The sequence below is a fragment of the Dactylosporangium darangshiense genome (assembly GCF_039537565.1).
In the GTDB taxonomy this organism is placed as follows: Bacteria; Actinomycetota; Actinomycetes; order Mycobacteriales; family Micromonosporaceae; genus Dactylosporangium; species Dactylosporangium darangshiense.
Genome location: NZ_BAABAT010000005.1, coordinates 83,311 through 104,558 on the forward strand (window position 1 = coordinate 83,311; position 21,248 = coordinate 104,558).

General features: G+C 72.3%; 24 protein-coding genes and 1 pseudogene. 6 read left to right on the plus strand and 19 right to left on the minus strand.

Going from position 1 to position 21,248, the window contains the following annotated elements; genetic code table 11:
* Window positions 1–330: 330 nt before the first annotated feature.
* Window positions 331–1,602 carry a hypothetical protein gene (locus ABD901_RS12725; protein ID WP_345124776.1) on the minus strand — a complete coding sequence of 424 codons (1,272 nt, stop codon included), beginning with the start codon at window positions 1,600–1,602 and terminating at the stop codon, window positions 331–333.
* Window positions 1,603–2,297: 695 nt separating this feature from the next.
* On the opposite strand from ABD901_RS12725, the gene ABD901_RS12730 reads away from it, so the two are divergent.
* The gene (locus tag ABD901_RS12730; protein ID WP_345124778.1) at window positions 2,298–3,476 is read left to right on the plus strand and encodes a pyridoxal phosphate-dependent aminotransferase; all 1,179 of its coding nucleotides are present in this window, start codon (window positions 2,298–2,300) and stop codon (window positions 3,474–3,476) included.
* Window positions 3,477–3,481: 5 nt separating this feature from the next.
* Here ABD901_RS12730 and ABD901_RS12735 read toward each other — a convergent pair whose 3' ends face one another.
* The 4 genes from ABD901_RS12735 to ABD901_RS12750 all read right to left on the minus strand — a co-directional run bounded on the left by ABD901_RS12735 (window position 3,482) and on the right by ABD901_RS12750 (window position 7,717).
* A complete protein-coding gene (locus tag ABD901_RS12735; RefSeq protein WP_345124780.1) occupies window positions 3,482–4,699 on the minus strand; it encodes a DNA-processing protein DprA in 1,218 nt (405 codons plus the stop codon).
* Entirely contained in the window at window positions 4,696–6,210 is a 1,515-nt protein-coding gene (locus ABD901_RS12740; RefSeq protein WP_345124782.1) for a YifB family Mg chelatase-like AAA ATPase, read from the minus strand. The genes ABD901_RS12735 and ABD901_RS12740 overlap by 4 nt, the downstream gene beginning before the upstream one ends.
* A complete protein-coding gene (locus tag ABD901_RS12745; RefSeq protein WP_345124784.1) occupies window positions 6,210–6,563 on the minus strand; it encodes a YraN family protein in 354 nt (117 codons plus the stop codon). The genes ABD901_RS12740 and ABD901_RS12745 overlap by 1 nt, the downstream gene beginning before the upstream one ends.
* 161 nt (window positions 6,564–6,724) lie before the next feature.
* Window positions 6,725–7,717, minus strand: coding sequence for a bifunctional helix-turn-helix transcriptional regulator/GNAT family N-acetyltransferase (locus tag ABD901_RS12750; protein WP_345124786.1), 993 nt, complete (start codon window positions 7,715–7,717; stop codon window positions 6,725–6,727).
* A gap of 121 nt (window positions 7,718–7,838) precedes the next feature.
* Here ABD901_RS12750 and ABD901_RS12755 point away from each other — a divergent pair, with 121 nt between their 5' ends.
* From ABD901_RS12755 to ABD901_RS12770, 4 genes are all read left to right on the plus strand, one after another.
* The gene (locus tag ABD901_RS12755) at window positions 7,839–8,102 is read left to right on the plus strand and encodes an ACT domain-containing protein (protein ID WP_345124788.1); all 264 of its coding nucleotides are present in this window, start codon (window positions 7,839–7,841) and stop codon (window positions 8,100–8,102) included.
* The gene (locus ABD901_RS12760) at window positions 8,099–8,461 is read left to right on the plus strand and encodes a hypothetical protein (protein ID WP_345124790.1); all 363 of its coding nucleotides are present in this window, start codon (window positions 8,099–8,101) and stop codon (window positions 8,459–8,461) included. The genes ABD901_RS12755 and ABD901_RS12760 overlap by 4 nt, the downstream gene beginning before the upstream one ends.
* 143 nt (window positions 8,462–8,604) lie before the next feature.
* Complete coding sequence (locus tag ABD901_RS12765) at window positions 8,605–9,516, plus strand: tyrosine recombinase XerC (protein ID WP_345125556.1); 912 nt, start codon at window positions 8,605–8,607, stop codon at window positions 9,514–9,516.
* A gap of 315 nt (window positions 9,517–9,831) precedes the next feature.
* Complete coding sequence (locus ABD901_RS12770) at window positions 9,832–10,992, plus strand: aminotransferase class V-fold PLP-dependent enzyme (RefSeq protein WP_345124792.1); 1,161 nt, start codon at window positions 9,832–9,834, stop codon at window positions 10,990–10,992.
* Here ABD901_RS12770 and ABD901_RS12775 read toward each other — a convergent pair.
* Window positions 10,989–11,555 (minus strand): M23 family metallopeptidase, encoded by a 567-nt coding sequence (locus ABD901_RS12775; RefSeq protein ID WP_345124794.1) that lies wholly within the window; start codon window positions 11,553–11,555, stop codon window positions 10,989–10,991. The genes ABD901_RS12770 and ABD901_RS12775 overlap by 4 nt on opposite strands.
* Window positions 11,556–11,693: 138 nt before the next feature.
* On the opposite strand from ABD901_RS12775, the gene ABD901_RS12780 reads away from it, so the two are divergent.
* Window positions 11,694–11,876 carry a hypothetical protein gene (locus ABD901_RS12780; RefSeq protein ID WP_345124796.1) on the plus strand — a complete coding sequence of 61 codons (183 nt, stop codon included), beginning with the start codon at window positions 11,694–11,696 and terminating at the stop codon, window positions 11,874–11,876.
* Between the two features lie 38 nt (window positions 11,877–11,914).
* On the opposite strand, the gene ABD901_RS12785 is transcribed toward ABD901_RS12780, so the two are convergent.
* From ABD901_RS12785 to ABD901_RS12845, 13 genes and pseudogenes are all read right to left on the minus strand, one after another.
* A complete protein-coding gene (locus tag ABD901_RS12785) occupies window positions 11,915–12,235 on the minus strand; it encodes a DUF2469 domain-containing protein (protein ID WP_345124798.1) in 321 nt (106 codons plus the stop codon).
* Complete coding sequence (locus ABD901_RS12790) at window positions 12,232–12,978, minus strand: ribonuclease HII (RefSeq protein ID WP_345124799.1); 747 nt, start codon at window positions 12,976–12,978, stop codon at window positions 12,232–12,234. The genes ABD901_RS12785 and ABD901_RS12790 overlap by 4 nt, the downstream gene beginning before the upstream one ends.
* A 2-nt stretch (window positions 12,979–12,980) precedes the next feature.
* A complete protein-coding gene (locus tag ABD901_RS12795) occupies window positions 12,981–13,439 on the minus strand; it encodes an NUDIX hydrolase (protein ID WP_345124801.1) in 459 nt (152 codons plus the stop codon).
* 21 nt (window positions 13,440–13,460) lie between these two features.
* Window positions 13,461–14,102 carry a signal peptidase I gene (gene lepB / locus ABD901_RS12800; protein WP_345124803.1) on the minus strand — a complete coding sequence of 214 codons (642 nt, stop codon included), beginning with the start codon at window positions 14,100–14,102 and terminating at the stop codon, window positions 13,461–13,463.
* A gap of 21 nt (window positions 14,103–14,123) precedes the next feature.
* Window positions 14,124–14,996: pseudogene (gene lepB, locus ABD901_RS12805) on the minus strand (signal peptidase I); the annotation flags it as partial.
* A 718-nt stretch (window positions 14,997–15,714) separates the two neighbouring features.
* On the minus strand, window positions 15,715–16,074 hold the full coding sequence (gene rplS / locus ABD901_RS12810) for a 50S ribosomal protein L19 (protein WP_345124805.1): 360 nt from the start codon (window positions 16,072–16,074) through the stop codon (window positions 15,715–15,717).
* Window positions 16,075–16,205: 131 nt separating this feature from the next.
* Window positions 16,206–16,922 (minus strand): tRNA (guanosine(37)-N1)-methyltransferase TrmD, encoded by a 717-nt coding sequence (gene trmD / locus ABD901_RS12815; protein ID WP_345124807.1) that lies wholly within the window; start codon window positions 16,920–16,922, stop codon window positions 16,206–16,208.
* Window positions 16,919–17,467, minus strand: a complete 549-nt coding sequence (gene rimM, locus ABD901_RS12820) for a ribosome maturation factor RimM (protein WP_345125560.1) — start codon at window positions 17,465–17,467, stop codon at window positions 16,919–16,921. The genes trmD and rimM overlap by 4 nt, the downstream gene beginning before the upstream one ends.
* 7 nt (window positions 17,468–17,474) lie before the next feature.
* Window positions 17,475–17,732 (minus strand): RNA-binding protein, encoded by a 258-nt coding sequence (locus ABD901_RS12825; RefSeq protein ID WP_345124810.1) that lies wholly within the window; start codon window positions 17,730–17,732, stop codon window positions 17,475–17,477.
* Window positions 17,707–18,168, minus strand: a complete 462-nt coding sequence (gene rpsP / locus ABD901_RS12830) for a 30S ribosomal protein S16 (protein WP_345124812.1) — start codon at window positions 18,166–18,168, stop codon at window positions 17,707–17,709. Before rpsP ends, ABD901_RS12825 begins: the two co-directional genes overlap by 26 nt.
* 287 nt (window positions 18,169–18,455) lie before the next feature.
* Window positions 18,456–19,112, minus strand: coding sequence for a ribonuclease FAU-1 family protein (locus ABD901_RS12835; RefSeq protein ID WP_345124814.1), 657 nt, complete (start codon window positions 19,110–19,112; stop codon window positions 18,456–18,458).
* Entirely contained in the window at window positions 19,109–19,759 is a 651-nt protein-coding gene (locus ABD901_RS12840; protein ID WP_345124817.1) for a ribonuclease FAU-1 family protein, read from the minus strand. Before ABD901_RS12840 ends, ABD901_RS12835 begins: the two co-directional genes overlap by 4 nt.
* A 400-nt stretch (window positions 19,760–20,159) precedes the next feature.
* Window positions 20,160–21,233: an amidohydrolase family protein gene (locus tag ABD901_RS12845; protein WP_345125562.1), complete on the minus strand. Its 1,074-nt coding sequence runs from the start codon at window positions 21,231–21,233 to the stop codon at window positions 20,160–20,162.
* Window positions 21,234–21,248: the final 15 nt, after the last annotated feature.

Sequence of the window (21,248 nt, forward strand, 5' to 3'; positions counted from 1 at the left end):
CGCCGTAGCTCGAGGCTCCGGCGCGTCGTATTCGGGACCAGGGCGGCCGCCGCCCTTGAATGCTCGCCCGGCGCGGAAAGAATTGCGGCCGGGCTAGGGAGGGCGCGCGAGGTCGACCACACGGTGTGCGGTCGCCGGTGGAAAGTGTACGCGCCGCATCCCGGCGGGATCGAATGCCCCCGGTGGCGTGTTGTTCGCCCGGTTATGCCGGGTTTGCGCGCACCACGGAACGTAACGCGGGCCGGACAGGCGCTGGATTTTCCGCGCCCGCCGACCCGTCTAATTATACGTTTTGTTCCTGTTGTCGATTATGCGGCGGTGGGTCGACGACTATGAGGCGGCGAGGCCGGCCGCGACGAACAGCAGCAGCGCCACGGGTAGATAGGCCAGCGGCGTACGCAGCCAAGCCCGCACTCCCGGCGCCGCCGCGGCCGCCCCGCCGATCAGCCCGTACAGCCCGAGCGCGAACATCGGCAGCGCCGGAATCATGAAGATCCCCGCGAGCGTGCCACCGGCCGGAATCGCTTTGGCGGTCATCGCGCTGATGAACAGCCGCAGTACCGGCACCTCGAACAGGATCGTGAGCAGCACCAGCACGACGGCCAGCCCCGGCCGCTTGCTGCGGTACACGGCCCCTCCCGGCTCCCCCGCTGCCGCCCCCGCCCCGTACTGCTGCGGCGCCGGCACGGCCGCGGTCAACGCGGTCGGCGCCGCGAACGCGTTCGTCGCCCCGGTCGGCCCGCTCGACACCGGCCCGCCCGAGACCGGCCCGCCGGACACGGGCCCGGCGCCGCCGGCCCCCGCCCCGAGCGGGCTGGTCACGCCCTGCCCGGCCATCCCGCCAGGCATCCCGCCGGCCATTGCGCCGCCCAGGCCAGGCCCGGACGCGCCCTGGGCCGGGAGCCCCGGGATCGGCGCGCCCGACGAGGACAGCCCCGCCGACACCCCGGGCTGCGGCATCCCGCCACCCGGCACGCCACCGCCCATGAGCCCGCCGCCCTGCGTCCCGCCCATGAGCCCGCCACCAGGTGCGCCGCCACTCGCGAGTCCGCCCGCTGCTCCACCGCCGCCGAGCCCGCCGGGCGCGCCGCCGCCGACAAGCCCGCCAGCTGCTCCGCCCCCAGCCGCGCCACCGCCGCCGCCCGAGACCGGCCGCTGCAGCGAACCGCGGTCGAGCGCCTCGGACCGCCGGGACCGCCCGGCGAACTCCCCGGACAGGTCGCCCGTGTCGACGGACCGCCCCGCGGCGCCCGGCGCCCCGAACTGCCCGCTCGGGCTCTCGCTGTAGTTCAGCGCGTCGGCGCCGTACCCTCGGCCCCCGCGCGGCTCCGGAACCCGGTACCCGCCGTCGTCGTACTCCCGCTCGTCCGCGTACCGCGTGGGCGTGTACCCCCGCTCCTCCGCGTACCCGCGATCGTCGCCATACCCTCGATCGGCGTCATCGCGCCCACGGGAGTCCCGGGACCGCTCGTCCCAGTCCCTGTCGTCACGGCCCCGATCGTCCCGGCGGTCGTCGTACCCGCGCTCGTCGTATCCACGGTCGTCCGGGTACCAGCGCGAATCCGCATCCGGGTCCGGGTTGAAGTTCCGGCGTCCATCCACGGTCCGTCACGGTAGGCCCTCGACATGATCCTCGCCACCCGGCAAAGGTGCCTGTAATCTGCGTCGCCTTCGCGCATCCCTCCCCGTACGTCAGCCTCGCCCTCCACCGCTCCTGCTCATCACCGTTGCGCCCCCGGTCTACGCCCCTGCTTCGGCAGCCGGTTCGCCACCGCTCGGCCGTACCAGGGCTCGGCTCCGGGCCGGCCCAACTCCTGCCACAACCGTCGCGCGACCCTCGGCCGCCTGAGGCTCCCGTCCGCCCAGGTCGCCCGGCCGTAGCAGCCCACGACTCCCGGCCAGCCCATCGCTCGCCACAACCCCGGCGGCACCTGCGCCCGCCTGCGTTTCGCCCCTGCGCGAGCACGCCCGGGCGCCGCACCAGCGCTTCCGGATGCGCCACCAGCACGTCCGGACGCCGCACCAGCACTTCCGGATCCGCCAGAAGCACGCCCGGACGCCGCACCCGCCCGGCCAGGCAGCCCACCAGTGCGGCCAGGCGGCGCACCAGCGCGACCGGACTGCCTACCACCGCGGCCAGACGGCCCACCAGCACGGCCGGGCGACCGATCGTCTGGGCCGGGCGGCGGCTTCCGTGCTCCGGCCAGTCGGGCGGGCTCAGGGCGTATCGGACTCCCTCTGGCCCGAGCGACGCTCTCCGGTGCGGCCCCGGCCGGGTCGGGTCGCATACTCGGTGGGTGACTGACGCCTCGCGTGACCCCCTCGTCGCCCGCATGCGCCCGTTCGGGACGACCATCTTCGCGGAGATGTCGGCGCTGGCCGTGCGCACCGGCTCCGTCAACCTCGGCCAGGGTTTCCCCGACACCGACGGCCCCACCGCCATGCTCGACGCGGCGGCCGCGGCGATCCACGCCGGCCGCAACCAGTACCCGCCGGGCCCTGGAATCCCCGAGCTGCGCGCCGCGATCTCCGCTCACCAGCGGGCGTTCTGGGGCCTGGAATACGACCCCGACGGCGAGATCCTGGTCACCGCCGGCGCGACCGAGGCCATCGCCGCGAGCATCCTGGCCCTGTGCGAGCCCGGCGACGAGGTCGTCTGTTTCGAGCCGTACTACGACTCCTACGCCGCCTCGATCGCCCTCGCCGGCGCCGTCCGCCGCCCGGTCACGCTGCGGGTCGACAACGGCCGGTACGCCTTCGACCCCGCCGAGCTGCGCGCCGCCTTCGGCCCGCGGACCCGCCTCGTGCTGCTCAACTCCCCGCACAACCCGGCCGGCAAGGTCTTCACCGCCGCCGAGCTGGCCCAGATCGCCGAGCTGTGCGTCGAGTTCGACGCGTTCGCGGTCACCGACGAGGTGTACGAACACCTGGTCTTCAGCGACGCCGCCGCCCCGCACGTGCCGCTCGCCGGGCTGCCCGGCATGCGGGAGCGGACCCTGCAGATCTCCTCCGCCGGCAAGACGTTCTCGTGCACGGGCTGGAAGATCGGCTGGGTGTGCGGCACCCGCACCATGGTGTCGGCCGTGACGCGGGTCAAGCAGTTCCTGACGTACGTCAACGCCGGCCCGCTGCAGCCCGCCGTGGCGGTGGCGCTGGACTCGCCGACGTCCTACTACCAGGAGTTCCGCGACGACCTGCAGCGCAAGCGCGACCGCCTGTGCAAGGGCCTGACGGAGGCCGGGTTCGCGGTGCTGCAGCCCGAGGGCACGTACTTCGTGACCGCCGACATCACCCCGCTCGGCGGCACCGACGGGGTGGAGTTCTGCCTGTCGCTGCCGGAGCGGTGCGGCGTCGTCGCGGTTCCGACGCAGGTCTTCTACGACGACGTGGCGGCCGGCCGGCGACTCGTGCGGTTCGCCTTCTGCAAGCGCGACGAGGTCCTCGACGAGGCGGTGGCCCGGCTGCAGCGCCTCTGACGGCCTCATCGGTCCTCCTCCTCGCCGACCTCGGCACGCGGGTGGCTGCGCAGCCGGTACCCGTCCACGCTCGACACCACGAACCCGAGCTCCTCCAGCAGGGGCAGGGTGCGCCGAGCGTCGCGCCCGCTGACCCCGGCCACGGCGGCGATCTGCTCCGCCGACGTGGCCCGCCGCGCCCGCACCGCGTCGAGGATCCGCGCCTGCAGCGGGTCCAGGTCGTCCTCGGGCCGGTCCGCCCCGTGGATCGGCTCCGCGAGCTCGCCGACGCTGCCGATCTCCTCGATGATCTCCTCGACCCGCGTCACGAGGACCGTGCCCGGCTGCCGCAGCTCGATGTGGCAGCCGACCGACATCGCGGAGTTGATCGGCCCGGGCACGACCATCGCCGAGCGTTGCAGCAGCCGGGCGTACCCGAGCGTGTTGCGCGCCCCGCTGCGCGAACCGGCCTCGACCATCACCGTCCCCCGGCTCGCCGCCGCGATGACCCGGTTGCGCGTCAGGAAGCGCGTCTTGTGCGGCATCGTGCCCGGCGCCCACTCGGTCACGAGCAGCCCCTCGGCCCCGATCTGCTCGAGGACGGCCGCGTTCGCCGCCGGGTACGCCCGCTCGATGCCGCACGCGAGCACCGCCACCGTCGTCCCGCCCGCGATCAGCGCCCCGCGGTGCGCCGTGACGTCGACGCCGAGCGCGCCGCCGGACACCACCGTCCAGCCACGCCCGGCAAGCCCGAAGGCGAACTCGGAGGCGACATATCCGCCGTACCCCGTGACCGCCCGCGCCCCGACCACCGACACCGACCGCTCGAGCGTCTCGGCGAGCCCGAGCGGCCCACGCAGCCAGACGCACATGGGCGGATCGGTGTCCCGGCGCAGCATGTTGCCCTCCCGGCTGGCCCGCACCAGGTCGTCGAAGGCGCCCGGCCACTCCGCGTCGGCGGCGGTGACGATCCGCGCCCCGAGCCGCCCTGCCAGCTCCCCCATCTGCGCGGCCACCTGCTCCCCGGCATCGGCGGCGCCGTGCAGCCCGGCCGAGCGCAACCGCGCCCGTACGGCCCCGGTCAGCTGATCCGAGATCCCGTACCCGCCGATCACCCGCGCCAGCGCCTCCTGCGCCCCGACCGAGCGCACCAGCATCCCCAGCTCACGGCAGCCCGGCTCGACGAGCGTCCCGAGCGCCATGCGAGCCGTCCGCTCCTCGCTCACCTGCGTTTCGTGAATCATCGGACCGTCCTCGACCGCAGCTCGAGCGCCTCGCACACATCGCCGGCAACGGGCCTCTCCCGCCCGTCAAGATCGGTGATCGTCCAGGCGACCCGCACCGAGCGTTCGAATCCGCGAGCCGACAGCCGGCCACGATCCATCTCGACGGTCAGCGGATGCAGGACGGCCCTCGACAACCGGAACTTCCGGTCTCGCAACACCGCCGCCGGTACTTCGCCATTCGTTTTGGCCAGCCCGCTCCACCGCTCGCGCGCCGCCTCCCGCGCCTCGACAACCCGCTCGGCGACCACGGAGGACGGCTCGACCTGCTCGGTGTCCAGGAGCGCGGCCGAGCGGACAGGGTCAAGATCTACCTGAATGTCGACCCGGTCCATCAGCGGGCCCGAAAGTCTGGCGTGGTACCGCCGGCGGACGATCGACGGGCACTGACACATCTGCCGGCCGCCCGGTCGGGCGCACGGACACGGGTTGGCCGCCATCACCAGTTGCGCCCGGGCCGGATAGACCGTCTCGCCATAAGTGCGCCTCAGCCGCACCTGACCCTGCTCCAGCGGCTGCCGCAGCGCGTCGAGCACGCCGGACGCGAACTCCGCGCACTCGTCCAGGAAGAGCACGCCGTGATGCGCGAGGCTAATGGCCCCAGGCTTGGCCAGGCCCGATCCCCCGCCGACGAGCGCGGCGACCGATGCGGTGTGGTGCGGTGCCTGGATGGGCGCCCGGCGCATCAGGGTGCTGCCGGGGGCGAGGGTGCCGGCGATCGAGTGCAGCGCGGTCACCTCGATGGCCTCCTGATCGTCCAGCGGTGGAAGCACACCGGGCAGCCGGGCCGCGAGCATGGTCTTGCCGGCACCCGGCGGCCCGAACATCGCCACGTGATGGCGACCGGCGGCGGCGAGCTCGATGACCCGCCGGCCCCGCTCCTGACCCAGCACGTCGGCAAGGTCCAGCGCGGATGCCTCCGGTGGCGGCCGTTCAGCCGCCGGATTCAGAAGGGTCTGCGAGCCGTACAGATAGCCGATGATCCGGCCGAGGCAGTCGGCGGCGCGGACCTCGATGTCGGGGACCAGGCGGGCTTCGGTGACGTTGGCCAGGGGTACCACGGCGAAACTGACGCCGGCGCGGCTCGCGGCCAGGACGGCCGGGAGCACGCCGCGGACCGGGCGGACCGTGCCGTCCAGGCCCAGCTCGCCGAGCACGACCGCGTCGGCGAGGCGGCCGATCGGCAGGTCCGCCCCGGCCGCGAGCACCGCGATCGCGACGGCGGCGTCGAAGCCGGAGCCGTGCTTGCGCACGTGAGCTGGGAGCAGGTTGACGGTGATGCGCTGCTGCGGCCAGTACGCCCCGGAGTTGTGAACCGCGGCGCGGACCCGGTCGCGGGCCTCGCTGAGCGCGGCGTCCGGCAGCCCGGAGACCACCAGGCTCGGCAGGCCGGGCGCGACGTCTGCCTCGACCACGATGACCTCGCCGACGACGCCGTGCAGGGCGACGGAGCGGACCATGGCGTACCCCATCAGAACGCCCCGCGCACGTGCTGGACCGCCACCGACCGGCTCACGAGCACGCCCACCACGTCGAAGCGCACCTGCTCGCCGCGGATGTCGTTGGCCGCGAGCCACATTCGCGCGAGCGTGCGCAGGCGGCGGACCTTGGCGGGCACCAGTGCCTCGATCGGCTGGCCGTACCGGGTGCTCCGGCGGGTCTTGACCTCCACGAACACCACGTCGTCGCCGTCGCGCGCGACCACGTCGAGCTCGCCGGCGCGGCTGCGCCAGTTGCGGTCGAGCAGCACTAACCCCTGTGACACGAGGTATCGGCAGGCGACGCGTTCCCCAAAGCCGCCGACGAGCTGGTTGTGGTTCGTCATGCGGGCGACTCTGACCGATCGCGGCGATCAACGCGGCGCGATGAAGACCAATCTGTGGATAACGAGGTGCTTGTGGATAAAAAACGGACATTTATTTGATCTTGGTATGCGGTGGGCCGGCGCCGCAGGTCAGCGTGGATGTGGCCGTTATCTGGCCGATTTCAAAAATTTCTCCGCCAGTGCTGGTGGACGAGGTCCTTGCCGTACGCCGGCTTGCGCTCCTCGCTGTCCAACACGAACCCGGCGCGCTGGTAGATGCGGCGGGCGCTGTCGAGGATGTCGTGGGTGAACAGGACCATCTCGCGATAACCGGCGCTCTTGGCGAACCGGATGCACTCGTCGACCAGGCGACCGCCGACACCCATGCCGCGGGCGCTGGGCTCGACGAGCAGGAGCCGGAGCTTGGCCGTGACGGGCGCGGCCGGAACGCCCCCGGCGGCCACGTCGCCGCGCCCGGAAGCGTCGTCGACGGCCGATTCGGACGGGTCGGCCCGGACGCAGAAGATCGAGCCGACCGGCTCGCCGTCGATCTCGGCGATCCAGCCACGGTCCCAGCGCGGGTCGTGCGAGTCGGCGTAGTCGGCGACGATGCGTGCGACCAGGCCCTCGAACTCGTCGTTCCAGCCGTACTCGGAGGCGTAGAGCGCGCCGTGGCGCTGCACGACCCAGCCGAGGTCGCCGGGCCCCGGCGGGCGCAGCACGACCGTCGGCGCGGACGCGACGCCGCCGCCGAGGATCGACTGGATCGCGTCCATGGCGCCGATGAGCCGGCGCCGGTCCGCCTCGGTCACCGCGTCGAGCAGGGTGGCCGCCTGCGCGTCCGAGCGCTTGTCGAGCTCCGCCTGGGCGGCCCGGCCCGAGTCGGTGAGCCGGATGCGCTGCTTGCGCGCGTCCGCGTCCGAGCGCTCGCGCACGACCAGGCCGTCGTTCTCGAAGCGGCCCAGGATGCGGCTCAGGTAGCCGGCGTCCATGTCCAGCCCCTGCCGGAGGTCGGCGACGTCCAGCGCGGGCACGGGCGCGGCCGCCAGCTCGTACAGCACCCTCGCCTCGGCGAGCGAGTAGGGCGAGTCGAGCAGTCCGGCACGCAGCACGCCGATCAGGTTGGTGTAGAAGCGATTGAACTGCCTGAATGAGGCGACAGACTCGATAGTCATAGTTGACATCGTCATGCTAACCGTTGACGCTGTCAACGATTTCCCCGAAAGCCGCGCGACGTGGCGTCGTAACTGATGGGAAACGCAGCGTCGTCAGGCTTGCCCCATGTCGCTACGTCGCGTGATCGTCGAACTCCCCGACCGGCCCGGCTCGCTCGGGCAGGTGACCACCCTTCTCGGCCGCCTCGGCGTCGACATCCGCCAGATGCGCGTGCTGAGTCGCGACGGCGCGGTGGCCAGGGACGAGTTCGTGGTCAGCGTGCCGGGCGCCGTCATCGACAGGTCCCTGCCGGCCCTGCTCGAGGAGATTCAAGGCGTCCGCGTGCTTGCAATCGCGCCAACCGATGCCGATAGCGGGATAGCGAGCGCTATCGTGGGGGCATGACCGCTCCTGTCGACAAGCTCGTGGGGCTGCTCGAGACGCTCCCGCCCGCAGAACGTCAAGAGATCACCGTCTGGCTGCTCAACCGGACCGTCCCGGCGGGCCCGGGCGCGTTGCTCGCGAGCGCCGCGCTGCGCGGTCGCAACCTCGTGGGCGTGCCGGATCTCGGGCCCGAGTCCGGTCACGGCGCCCTGGGCGGCTCGCTGCCGGCGGGCGAGGAGAGCCAGCTCGTCACGTTCCGCCTGCCGGCCGAGCGGCACGCCGAGCTGCGCGCCTGGTGCACCGAGCACAGCTTCACGATGGCCGCCGTGGTGCGCGGCCTGATCGAACGGTTCCTCGAAGAGCAGCAGCAACGCCGTTGACGCCGCAGCCGCCTCACGACGCGACCGCGCCGACCGGCCCGGTCAAGGCCGGACCGGCCGCCGCTCGCACGCCCAGGACGCCCAAGACCGCCCCCGGCGCCGGCAGGGCCAGGGCGCCCGAGAGCGCCGCGGGCACGGCCGAGATGCACGAGCGGCTGCCCGCCGCCATGCGCGACGCCGTGGATGACTTCGCCCGCCACCTCGCGGCCGAGCGCAACCGGTCCGTGCACACGGTTCGCGCGTACGTCGGCGATGTCGTATCGCTGCTGGACCACGCCGCGGCCGGAGGCGCGCAGGCGCCGGCAGAACTGACGCTGGCGATCCTGCGCGGGTGGCTCGCGCGCAGGCGCGCGGCCGGCGACGCGCGGACGAGCCTCGCCCGGCACGCCGCCTCCGCGCGGACGTTCACCGCCTGGGCCAAACGCGAAGGGCTCCTGGAAACGGATCCCGGGCAGCGGCTGGCGAGCCCCAAGGCCCACCGCGACCTGCCGACCGTCCTGCGCGCCGAGCAGGCCGAGACGCTGGTGACCTCGCCGTCGGGACGCCCGGACGCGGTCGGGCTGCGCGACCGGGCGGTGCTGGAGCTGCTGTACGGCACGGGCATCCGCGTCAGCGAGCTTTGCGGCCTCGACCTCGGCGACGTGGACCGGATGCGGCGCGTCGTGCGGGTCGTGGGCAAGGGCGACAAGGAGCGGGCCGTGCCGTACGGGCTGCCCGCCGACCAGGCGCTGACCGCCTGGCTGCGGCACGGGCGACCGGCGCTCGAGAACGCCCAGAGCGGGCAGGCGCTGCTGCTCGGCACGCGCGGAGGCCGGCTGCAGGCGGGCGCGGCGCGGCGGATCGTCGACGGATACGCGCGGGCGGCCGGGCTGCCGCACACCTCGCCGCACGACCTGCGGCACTCCGCCGCCACGCACCTGCTCGAAGGGGGCGCCGACCTGCGCTCCGTCCAGGAGATGCTCGGGCACGCCTCGCTGTCGAGCACCCAGATCTACACCCACGTGTCGATCGAGCGGCTGCGTAGCGCGTACGAGCAGGCGCACCCGCGCGCATAGCGAACGCGACGCCCGCACGAACGGCAGGCCCGTACGGACGCCAGGACCCGCACGGAACGGGACGCGAAGACGAGCGCGGACAGCCGAAAGCGTGCCGCCGCGGGGCAACGACGGGCCGCGGGCGCAGCTAAGGCCGACAGGGCGCAGACACGAGAACGGGGCCGAGGCGCGCCGAGCCGCGCCGAGGCGCGGGCCCGCACCGCTGAGGAAAGGCCCAGCCGAAACGCGCGCGGAAGCGTACGAAGCGGGTGTCGGCGGGGGTGGTGTGGGGACAAGCCCCGCCACACACGCACAAGGAGCCCTAAGATCGTGGATGTGTCCGCACCCGAGCCGCTCCCGGGCGCGCGGCTGCTGTTCTCGCACGACGCAGCCGTCGCGCACCTGAACCACGGGGCGTTCGGCATGGTGCCGATTGCCGTGCAACGGGCCCAGCAGCGCCTCCGCGAGGAGATGGACGCCAACCCGCACCGGTTCTTCGCCGTAGGGCTCGAGGAGCGGATCGCGCACGTGCGCCGGCACCTCGCCGCGTTCGTCGGGGCGGATCCGGACGGGACGGCGCTGGTCGAGAACGCCACGACGGGCACGTCGATCGTGCTCGGGAGCCTTGGCCTGGGTACCGAAGACGAAATCGTGACGACCGATCACGGCTATGGGGCCGTGGACCTGGCCGTGGCGGCCACGTGCCGGCGCACGGGGGCGGTCCATCGGGTCGCGCGGGTGCCGCTCGTCGCGGACGACGCGACGATCGTGGCGGCGGTGGTGGAGTCCATCACCGCGCGGACGCGGCTGGTGATCGTCGACCACATCACGGCCGCCACCGCGCGCGTGTTCCCGGTCCAGGGCATCGTCGAGGCGGTGCGGGCACGGTGGGGCGAGCGGGTCGCGATCCACGTCGACGCCGCGCACGTGCCGGGCAACCTGGACCCGGCGGTGGGCGAGCTGGGCGCGGACTTCTGGACCGGCAACCTGCACAAGTGGGCGTTCGCGCCGCGCGGCACGGCGCTGCTGTCGGTCGCGCCCGCGTGGCGGGAGCGGATCCGGCCTCTGGTGCTGTCGTGGCACGTCGAGGCGAGCTTTCCGGACAGCCTCGAGTGGGTCGGCTCGCACGACTACACGTCGTGGCTCGCCGCGCCGACCGGGCTGTTCGTGCTGCGCTCGCTCGGCGTCGCCCTCGTGCGGAGGCACAACGCGGCGCTGGCCGAGCACGGCCGGCGCGTCGTCGCGGACGCGATCGGCGCTGAGGTCCCGGCGGCGACCGGGCTGCCGATGGCGTTGATCCCGCTGCCCGCGGGCGTGGCGGCCGATCCCGCGGCCGCGACGGCGCTGCGCCGGCGGATCTCCGATGAGCTGGCCGCCGAGGTCGGGCTCTCCGCCTGGCGCGGGCGCGGCTACCTGCGGCTGTCCGCGCACGTGTACAACCGGCCCGAGGACTACCAGCGGCTCGCCGAAGGCCTGCCGAAGCTGCTGATCCGCTAGCCGAGCGGAAACAACCGCACGCGTGCCTGGCGTATCAGGGTGAGCGGGTCGAGATACACCCCTTCGTCGGTGCGCAGCCCCCAGTGCAGGCAGGCGGCGACGGGACAGCCGGGGTGCCCGGGTCTCAGTCGGCCCAGCGGTGTACCAGTGGAAACGGCTTGGCCTTGGACAACGTCCGGGTCGACCGGCTCGTAGGTGGTGCGCACCCCGCCCGGATGCTCCACGCTCACCACCGGCCGCCCGCCGACCATCCCGGCGAAGATCACCTTGCCGGGGCCGGCGCTGCGCACGAGCTGACCGGGCACCCCGGCCAGGTCGACGCCGCGATGGCCGGCCGAGTAGCGGTCCGACGGCGGCTCGAAGCCCCTCGTGACGGTCACGGGGCCGTCCAGCGGCGGCTCGTAGACCGACTCAGGGGACTCCTGGGCGGGCGGCGGGGCCGGCGGTTCCTTGGGTGGTGGGGTGGCGAGCGCGGAGCTGACAGCGGCCACCACAGAGCTTGCGGCGGCGACGGCGGTGGCGGCGAGGACAAGCAGCCCGACCCGGGCCAGCGTCTTGAACATGGCCGGCAGCCTGGCTCAAACGGGCGCGCCCGGCAAACCCGATCATGGCTATTCTGTGGATAACTGGTGCTTGTGGATAACCCGCGGGCGGCCCGAGAAAAGTGCTATAAGCGGCGGACAAAACGGGAGGCAAGCGGCATGAACATATTGAAGGCCGTACTCGTCGTGGTGGGCCTGATCGTGGTCGGGATGCTCGCCTGGGCGCTGCTCAAGCTGCTTCTGAGCCTGGTGCTGTACATCGTCGTCGGGGCGCTCGTCGTGGGCGGCGTCTGGTACGCGTACAACCGTTATGGCCGGCCGACGCGGACCCGGCGTCGCTAGAAAATTTCTCGGCGGGTCCGCGCGGCGCGGGGGCGGGCTCAGCCGCCGAAGGCGTTGTCGGGCAGCGAGATGTCCGGCTTCTCGAGCTCCTCGACGTTGACGTCCTTGAACGTCATGACCCGGACGTTCTTCACGAACCGGGCGGGCCGGTACATGTCCCAGACCCAGGCGTCGTGCATCACGACCTCGAAGTAGACCTCGCCGTCCGAGTTACGCACGTGCAGGTCGACCTGGTTGGCCAGATAGAACCGGCGCTCGGTCTCCACCACGTAGGAGAACTGACGGACGATGTCGCGGTACTCCCGGTAGAGCTGGAGCTCCATCTCGGTTTCGTACTTCTCGAGATCTTCGGCGCTCATCGCGGTCCGCCTTCCATAGCCACATTGTCGCCCACTTGCGCCGGAACCCGTACGGCCTCGCCGGGCGCCACGCCGACGTTACCGCGCCTTTGCCCCGGCCGCCCCACCGCCGCCACGTTCGCGTACGAGAAACGGTGCTCGGGGCACGGGCCGTGTGCGACGAGGGCCGCGCCGTGGTCCGGAGTCGAATAGCCTTTGTGCTCGTCGAAGCCGTATTCGGGGTACGACTCATGGAGCTCTTCCATGATGCGGTCTCGCGTGACCTTCGCCACCACGCTCGCGGCCGCGACGCACGCCGCGACCTGGTCACCCTTCCACACCGCGAGGCCGGGAAGGCCGAGGCCGTCGACCTTGAAGCCGTCGGTGAGCGCATAGTCGGGGCGCACCGACAGGCCCGCGAGGGCGCGGCGCATGCCGGCCAGGTTGCACACGTGCAGGCCGCGGCGGTCGATGTCGCCGGGCGGGATGATCACGGCGCTCCACGCCTCCGCGCGCTTGACCACCTGCTCGTAGACGCGCTCCCGCGCGGCCGCGGTCAGCAGCTTCGAGTCGTTGAGCTCCTCGATCTCGCCGCGGCGCCCGGGCGGCAGGATGACGGCGGCGACCACGAGGGGTCCCGCACAGGCGCCACGGCCCGCCTCGTCGGCGCCGGCGACCCGATCGAAGCCTCGCCGCTGCAGTGCCCGCTCGAGGGCCCAGAGGCCCGCTGCGCGGTGCACGACGGTGCGCGGGGGCGCGAGCATGCTCAGCCCACCTCCCGCACCAGGTCGGCGAGGTCGCCGGGGTAGAAACGCTCCCCCGTCGCGGCGAGCTCGTCCGCCGACCACCAGCGCGTGGAGTCCACGCTGGTCACCTCGTAGTCGTCGAGGTGCGTCAGGTCGGCGGTGAACGCGTCCGCGCGCACGACGAAGAACGACTGCTCCTGCGAGTACCACCGGCCGTCGAAGGGGAACTCGACGCGGTCGGTGCGCACCGGGCCGACGAGGTCGTCGGCGGTGATGCGCAGCCCCGTCTCCTCGTACACCTCGCGCACGGCCGCGTCGGCGAGCGACTCGCCCGCCTCCAGACCGCCGCCGACGGTGAACCAGTAGCGGTGCTCGGGGCGGGCCGGATCGCATCCGCGCAGCAGCAGCACGCGCCCGGACGGGTCGAGCAACAGCACCCGGGCCGCCCGGCGGTCGATCTCTGCGGCAGCCTCCGTCATACCGACGAGACTACGACGTCATCACCTGGTTGTCGGATCCGGCACCTTGTCGAAGGTGTCCGGCACGGTGAGCCATTTCGCGCGGTTGAACGGCCAGAAGACCACGAAGGCGCGGCCGATGACGGCGTCATCGGCAATGGTGGCCTGGTTCGGATCCTTGGTGCGGATGAAGTTGTACCGCGAGTCGCCCGATCTCGACCGGTGGTCGCCCATCACCCACAGCCGGTCCTTGGGCACCGTGACGTCGAACTGCTCTTCGCTCGGCAGGTCCTGCAGCCCGTCGGGGCTGGCGTAGATGTAGGACTCGTCCAACGGCTGGCCATTGACGGTGATGCGCTGCTTGTCGTCACAGCACACGACGTGGTCGCCGCCGACGGCGATCACCCGCTTGATGAAGTCCTCTTCCGACGGGTCGTTGCGCCACGAGTCCGGCGCCTGGAAGACGATGACCTCGCCACGGTGCGGGGAGCGGAAGTCGTACACCAGCTTGTTGACGAGCACCCGGTCCTTGATCAGCAGCGTGTTCTCCATCGATTCCGACGGGATGAAGAACGTCTGGAGGACGAAGGCCCGCACCACGACGGCGACGATGATCGCCACGCCCAGCAAAACCGGCAGTTCACGCCAGAAGGTACTGGGCTTTTTGGTCTGCTCGTCAATCACGCCCTGAAGGGTACGTGCTCGTCACCATCGCCGACGTCTCAACCGTCGCTGACGCGCCGAACGGGTCGAAAGCGTGAGAGACACCGCCAACGGGGCAACCAAGATGTCCGGCACCAACGGCGCGAGCGGCGCACGAGTGACGGCCGGGCCCGGTGGCCCCAGTGCCGCCGGTTTCGGGACGTTCTTGAAGGTGTCGGGCACCGACAGCCAGCCCCAGCGGCTGCTCGGCCACAGGATGACGAACGCGCGCCCGATCACGTTGGAGATCGGGACCTGGCCCTGGCAGCGCGAGTCCTGCGAGACGCCGCGATGGTCACCCATCACGAACATCTGGCCGGGCTGGACCTTCACCGGGCCGAAACGCCGCGCCGTGCACTGTTTCGGGTTCGGGGCGGCGTCCAGCGGCGAGTCCTCGTACAGGTACGACGACTCGTCGAGCGGATAGCCGTTGACCGTCACCCGGCCGTCCACGTCGCAGCACGCGACGGTGTCGCCGGGCAGGCCGATGACCCGCTTGATGAAGTCCTTCTCTCCGGGTTGGGAGAAGCCCACGAGATCGCCCACGGTACGACCGAGCTCAGCGAAGAAGCCGGCGTCCTTGTCGATCTGGTTCTCGGGCGCCCACGTGTCGGGACCGGTGAAGACGACGACCTCGCCGCGCTCGGGCTCGCGCACGTCGTAGAGCACCTTGTTGACCAGGACGCGGTCGCCGACGAGGAGGGTCTCCTCCATGGAGCCCGACGGGATGAAGAACGCCTGCACCAGGAACGTGCGGATGAGCACGGCCAGGCAGAAGGCGACGATCAGCAGCAGCGGCAACTCCTGCCACAGCGGCATGTTCTTGCGCTTGCGGCGGACCTTGCTGCGCCATGACGAGACGGAGTCGTCATCGTCGTAGCTGCCGCGCCCCCGCGCGCGTGACCCCGAGCCCGACCCCGACCCGAGGGAGCGCTCGCCGCGGTCATAGCTGCGCTCGTACCGCTCGCCGCGATCGCGCCGGTCACCGTACCCGGGCTCGTCGTAGGCGCCGTCCTCCTCGAACGCGCGGTCGCGCACCATCGGCGGCTCGTCGCGGTCCCAGCGGCCCCGTCGCGAGCCGTACGGGTCGTCCCAGGCCCGGCTGGGCCGGTTCCAGTCGCCGCCGCCCCGGTCGTCGCGCTCGTAGCCGCCGCGTCCGGGCACGATGTCGCGCCCGGGGGCGGTGTCGTGGCCAGAGGCGGTATCGCGGCCGTAGGCGCCGTCACGACCGCCTTGGGCGTCGCGGTCGTCACGCGTCCAGCTGCCGTCGTAGGCTCGCTGCCCCTCGACGGAGTCCGGCCGGCCCGTGGTGGCCCAGTAATCGTGGCCCGGGTAGCTGACGCCGCCGAAGGGTTGTTGCTGCCCATGCTGCTCGCCCGCCTGGTCGAGGTGGCGGTTGCGTGGGTGGGGGTCGTCGGCGCGATCGTCGTAACCATCGCGGCCGTAGGGGTCGCTTGCCATCGGCGTCAGCCTAGAGGCACAAGACCACTTTGGGGAGTCCGGCTCCGCCTGACCGAAAGACCCGGTCCCGGACACGACACAGGGAGGGAACGCAACGCGCCCCTCCCTGTCGACGATCCGGCGAATCGCAAGGTCAGCTGCTGACCTTGGTCTCGCGCTTCTCCTTGATCTTGGCCTTCTTGCCACGGAGATCGCGGAGGTAGTAGAGCTTGGCGCGGCGCACGTCGCCGCGGGTCACGACCTCGATCCGGTCGACAGCCGGGCTGTTGACCGGGTAGGTGCGCTCGACACCCACACCGAAGCTCACCTTGCGAACCGAGAAGGTCTCCCGCAGGCCGGCGCCCTGGCGACGGATCACGACGCCCTGGAAGACCTGGACCCGGGACCGGTTGCCCTCGACAACCCGGGCGTGCACCTTGATGGTGTCGCCGGCGCGGAAGCTCGGGATATCGGTCCGCTGCGACTGTGCGTCCAGCGCGTCCAGCGTGTTCATCGCGGCTGTTCCTCGTCACTCAAGGCACGCCCGCATACCGCGGCGCGCGAGGGTCATTTGATCATGAGTGCCCGGCACATCTGCCCGCGGCAACCTCACTACTTTGCCACATCGACGCGTCGAACCTGAAATCAGGCCCCTTGATCGGTACCGCGGGAGCGTTCCTCCAGCGCCGCGATGAGGTCCGGACGCCGCTCCGCGGTGCGCTGCAGTGCCTGCTCACGCCGCCACCGGGCGATCCGGCCGTGATCACCCGAACGCAGGATTTCCGGCACGTCGAGACCGCGCCAGCTGGGCGGCTTCGTGTACATGGGCGCCTCGAGCAGGCCGTCTGCGTGCGACTCGTCCACGAGGGAGTCGGCGTTGCCCAGCACGCCCGGTAGCAGGCGGGTGATCGCCTCGAGCACCACGAGCACGGCGACCTCGCCGCCGAAGAGCACGTAGTCGCCGAGGGAGATCTCGCTCACTCGCATCCGCGCGGCGGCGTGGTCGAAGACCCGCTGGTCGATGCCCTCGTACCGCCCGCAGGCGAACAGCAGGTGGTCCTCGGCGGCCAGGGCGCGCGCGGTCGCCTGGGTGAACGGCGCGCCGGCGGGTGAGGGGACGATCAGATGGGTCTGCGGGCCGGCCAGCTCGTCCAGGGCCTGGCCCCACGGCTCGGGGCGCATGACCATGCCTGGGCCGCCGCCGTACGGCGTGTCGTCGACGGTGCGGTGCACGTCGTGGGTCCAGCGGCGCAGGTCGTGCACGGCCAGCTGGAGCGTGCCGCTCGCGCGCGCCTTGCCGATCAGCGACAGGTCCAGCGGCGCGAGGTACTCGGGAAAGATCGTGACGACGTCGACCCTCATAGGTCGAACAGGCCTTCCGGCGGGGTGATCACGATGCGGCGCCCTGGCACGTCGACCTCGGGCACGATCTCGCGGACGAACGGGACCAGGCCGGTGCGACCGTCCAGCAGGCGGACGACCAGCAGGTCGTGCGCGGGCGCGTGGTCGATGCGCAGCAGTTCACCCACGCGCTCCCCCGCGGCGTCGACGACGTCGAGGCCGACCAGCTCGTGGTCGTTGAACTCGTCGGGGTCGTCGCTGGCCGGGATCGTGGCGCTGTCCACGCACAGCAGGACGCCGCGCATGTCCTCGGCGAGGTTGCGCTCGTAGATGCCATCGAAAACGATGAGGAGACGGCCCTGATGTGGGCGTACCGACTCGATGGTGAGGGTCGGCGGGGGCTTCCAGGCGCCCGGGGGCACCGTCTGCAGATGCCGGACCGCCGTCGAGTCGGTCTCGAGGACCGACCCGACGGCGAAACGTTCTGCCGGCGCATCCGTGCGCACGTCCACGACGACCTCGCCCCGGACGCCGTGCGCGCGGATCACCTGGCCGACGACGAGCAGCATGCGGTCAGTACGCGTCGACGATCTCGACACGCACGCCACGGCCGCCGATCGACGTGATGACCTGCCGCAGCGCCTTGGCCGTGCGGCCACCACGCCCGATCACCGTGCCGAGGTCGTCCGGGTTGACCCGGACCTCCAGCCGCTGACCGCGACGGGAGTCGACCATGCGCACGCGGACGTCGTCAGGGTTGTCGACGATGCCCTTGACCAGGTGCTCCAGCGCCGGGCGCAGCACGTCAGGCCTCCGCGCCGGCGCCGGCACCGGACTGCTCCTCCGCCTGCGCGGCCGGAGCCTCGGCCTCGGCCTTCTTCTTCGGTTCGGCGGCCTTCTTCGCCTTCGGCGCGTCGGCCAGGCCGGCGGCGGCCTGGGCCTCCGCCTCGTAGGTCGCGCGACGGTCGGGCGCCGCCGCGGCCACCTTCAGCGGCTCGGCCGGGGCGGGCAGGCCCTTGAACTTCTGCCAGTCGCCGGTCTTCGACAGGATGGCCCGCACGGCCTCGCTCGGCTGCGCGCCGACGGAGAGCCAGTGCTGGACGCGGTCGGAGTTGACCTCGATGCGCGAGGGCTCCTCCTTCGGGTGGTACAGCCCGACGAATTCGATCGCCCGACCGTCGCGCTTGGTGCGCGAGTCGGCGATGACGATGCGGTACTGCGGGTTGCGGATCTTGCCCATCCGCAGGAGCCGGATCTTGACGGCCACTTGGTTGCTCGCTCCTGGATCTGTTGGAAGCCGAGCGACCGCCCGGACACCGTGGGGATGGTGCCGTCGGCTGCTCTGTTGGACTGGCGCGACGCCGGGTTAGAGGGCTCGGACACGCACCGGATACCAGCAGACCATTGTGCCAGACCCACTACCGTGCGCAAAAACCGCCCCTGCCACCTGCCCGCACCGCTCGCGGCCGGCTCAGCCGGTGACATGCGCCGCCTCGCCGGGTCCTTTGCCGGTACCTCGCCGCCGGCTCCCGCGTGTTGCCCGCCGCCTCGCGCTCAGCGCAGGGGCGGGCGGTCCCACCCGGCCGGCAGGCCCGGGATCTCCCACCCGGCCGGGGGCACGAAGTCCGTCCAGGTGCCGTCGAACGGGAAGCCACCCGCCTCGATCTCCTTGACGACGCGGAGGCCCTCCTCGCGTACCGCCGCCTCGTCATCGACCCAGTAGTGCTCGGGGATGGCGAGGCGCTCGAGGAACTCCTCCTCGTCCTTCCACTGCCAGCTGCGGTCGGGCGCGACGAGGATGTCGAGGTCCTCGTCGGTCACGTCGACGCCGGAGGCGCCGTCCGGGTCGCTCCAGCGGATCGCCGGGCGTTCCAGGTTGACGTACCACCCGGTGAACGCGTCGGCGTCGCTGCGGAACCACCACACAGAGTGCGCGGGGTCGCCGGGACGGTGCAGCTTCAGCACGCCCGGCCCGTTCCAGGTGCCGTGCCTGAGCGCGGTGCCGAGGGTGACGTACTCGGCGAAGGGCATCGTGCGCATCCCCCGCCCGTCGCCGGACACCTCGTTCACCACGGGCGTGTTGCGGGCGATCCACAACAGCAGCCCGCGCTCGTCGTCGGACACCACGCGCGCGGGCCGGACCCAGCCGATCCGCCCTCGCCGCACGTTGCGGTGCACGACCACCTGGCCTGGCGTGAACACGACGCTCAACCGCGCTCCCTCGGTCGGTCCCAGCCCGCGGTCACGGGCTCCGGGATGGTCCAGCCGGCCGGCGGCCGGAAGTCGGTCCAGGTGCCGTCGAACGGCCACACGCCCGCCTCGATGGCCGGGACGATCTTGCGCCCTTGCGCCCAGACCGCGTCGGGGTCACTCACCCAGTACGCGTCCGGGTACGCCAGGCGCTCCTCGAGCTCGTCCTCGTCCTTCCAACCCCAGCGCCGGTCCGGCCACACCCAGATGTCCAGGTCCTGGTCGGTCAGGTCGATCCCCGCGACCGCGCCGTCGTCCCACGCGACGCCGGGCTCCTCGAGGTTGACGTACCACGCGCGGAAGTTGTGCTGCGGGTCGAAGAGCCACCACACCGAATACGCGGCCGAGCGCGGATGAAACTTCAACGTGCTCGGCCCGCGGTACACATCCTGGATGATCTTCTTCGGCGTCTCGATCCACTCGCCGAACGGCATGTCCCGCGGCCCCTGGCCGTCCTCGGTCACCTGGCGGATCAGCGGACTTCCCGTGGCGAGCCACAGCCGCGTGCCCTGCTCGTCGTCGGAGACGACTCGGGTCAACGGCGCCCAGACCAGCGTGTCACGGGCGAAATGCCGGTGCAGGACCGGTCTTCCGGGACGCAGCGGCACGTTAGCGATTGTATTCGGCGCGCGCCCGCGCCTCGACGACCATCGACCCGGGCGCCGTGTGACAACGGCCTCGCCTTGTGGTCCATCGCCGCCCACGGGCCGCCGCGCGGACGCGTCACTCCGAGCGCGGACCTGGCTCTTCGCTCGTGGACCCGGCATTTCGCGCGCGGACCTGGCACTTCCGCGCGCGGGACGGCACTTTCGCGCGTGGGGGCGGCACTTCGCGCGCGTGGGGGCGGCACTCCCGGCGCGGGGGCGGCACTTCGCGCGCGAGGGCGGCACTTCGCGCGCAGGTGCGGCTGTTTAGGGCGCGGGTGCGGCACTTCGGGCGCCCACGGGCGGGAGTGCAGGCGCGGGGGCGGGGCGGGCGGCTTTGCCGCGCGGAGGCGGTGCGGGTGGGTCAGCGGATCACGCGGCCGCGCAGCACGATGCGGCGCGGGCGGAGCAGCGTGGTGAGGTCGGTGCGAGGGTCCTCGGCGTAGACGACCAGGTCGGCCAGGCCGCCCTCGACGAGGCCAGGGAAGCCCAGCCACTCGCGGGCGCCCCAGGAGCCGGCTCGCAGCACGGTCTCGGCGGACAGGCCCGCCTCGCGGTGCAGCAGGAGCATCTCCTCGGCGGCCAGGCCGTGGTCGATGCCTCCGCCCGCATCGCTGCCGACGTAGATCGGCACGCCGGCCTCGTGCGCCGCACGGACCACGGAGGGGAAGCGGTCTCGGAGGGCGAGCATGTGCCTGGCGTACAGGGGGAACTTGTCCTCGGCCTGCGCCGCGATGCCGCCGAACGTCGCGATGTTGATCATCGTCGGGACCAGGGCGGTGCCGCGGCGGGCCATCTCCTCGATGTCGTCCTCGGCGAGGCCGGTGCCGTGCTCGACGGAGTCCACGCCCGCGCGGACGAGCGCGGCCACGGACTCCTCGGCGAAGACGTGCACCGCCACCCGGGCGCCGGCGGCGTGCGCCGCCGCGACCGCGCCCGCCATCGCGGTGACGTCCCACGCGGGGGCCAGGTCGCCGCTGCCGCGGTCGATCCAGTCGCCGACGAGCTTGACCCAGCCGTTGCCACGAGCCGCCTGGCGGGCCATCTCGCCGGGCAGGTCGGCCTCGCCGACCTCGACGCCGATGTCGCGCAGGTACCGCTTCGGGGGCGCCACGTGCCGGCCCGCACGCACGAGCCGGGGCATCTCGGGGTCGTCGTCCAGTGACGGGTACGGGATGGGCGAGCCCGCGTCGCGGATGGCCAGCACCCCGGCGTCGCGGTCGACGACGGCCAGCGACCGGGCCTGGTCGACGTCGTCGGAGGGCCGGCCGCCGGACTGGATGCCGAGGTGGCAGTGCGCGTCGACGAGGCCGGGCAGGACGTAGCCGTCGTCGGCGACGGTCAGTGCGCCCGCGACCGGCTCGAACGTGACTCGGTCGCCGACCAGCCACAGGTCGCGCCGCTCACCGGACGGCAGCAGCGTCCCCCGCACATGCAGCGCGGGGCCGCGCTG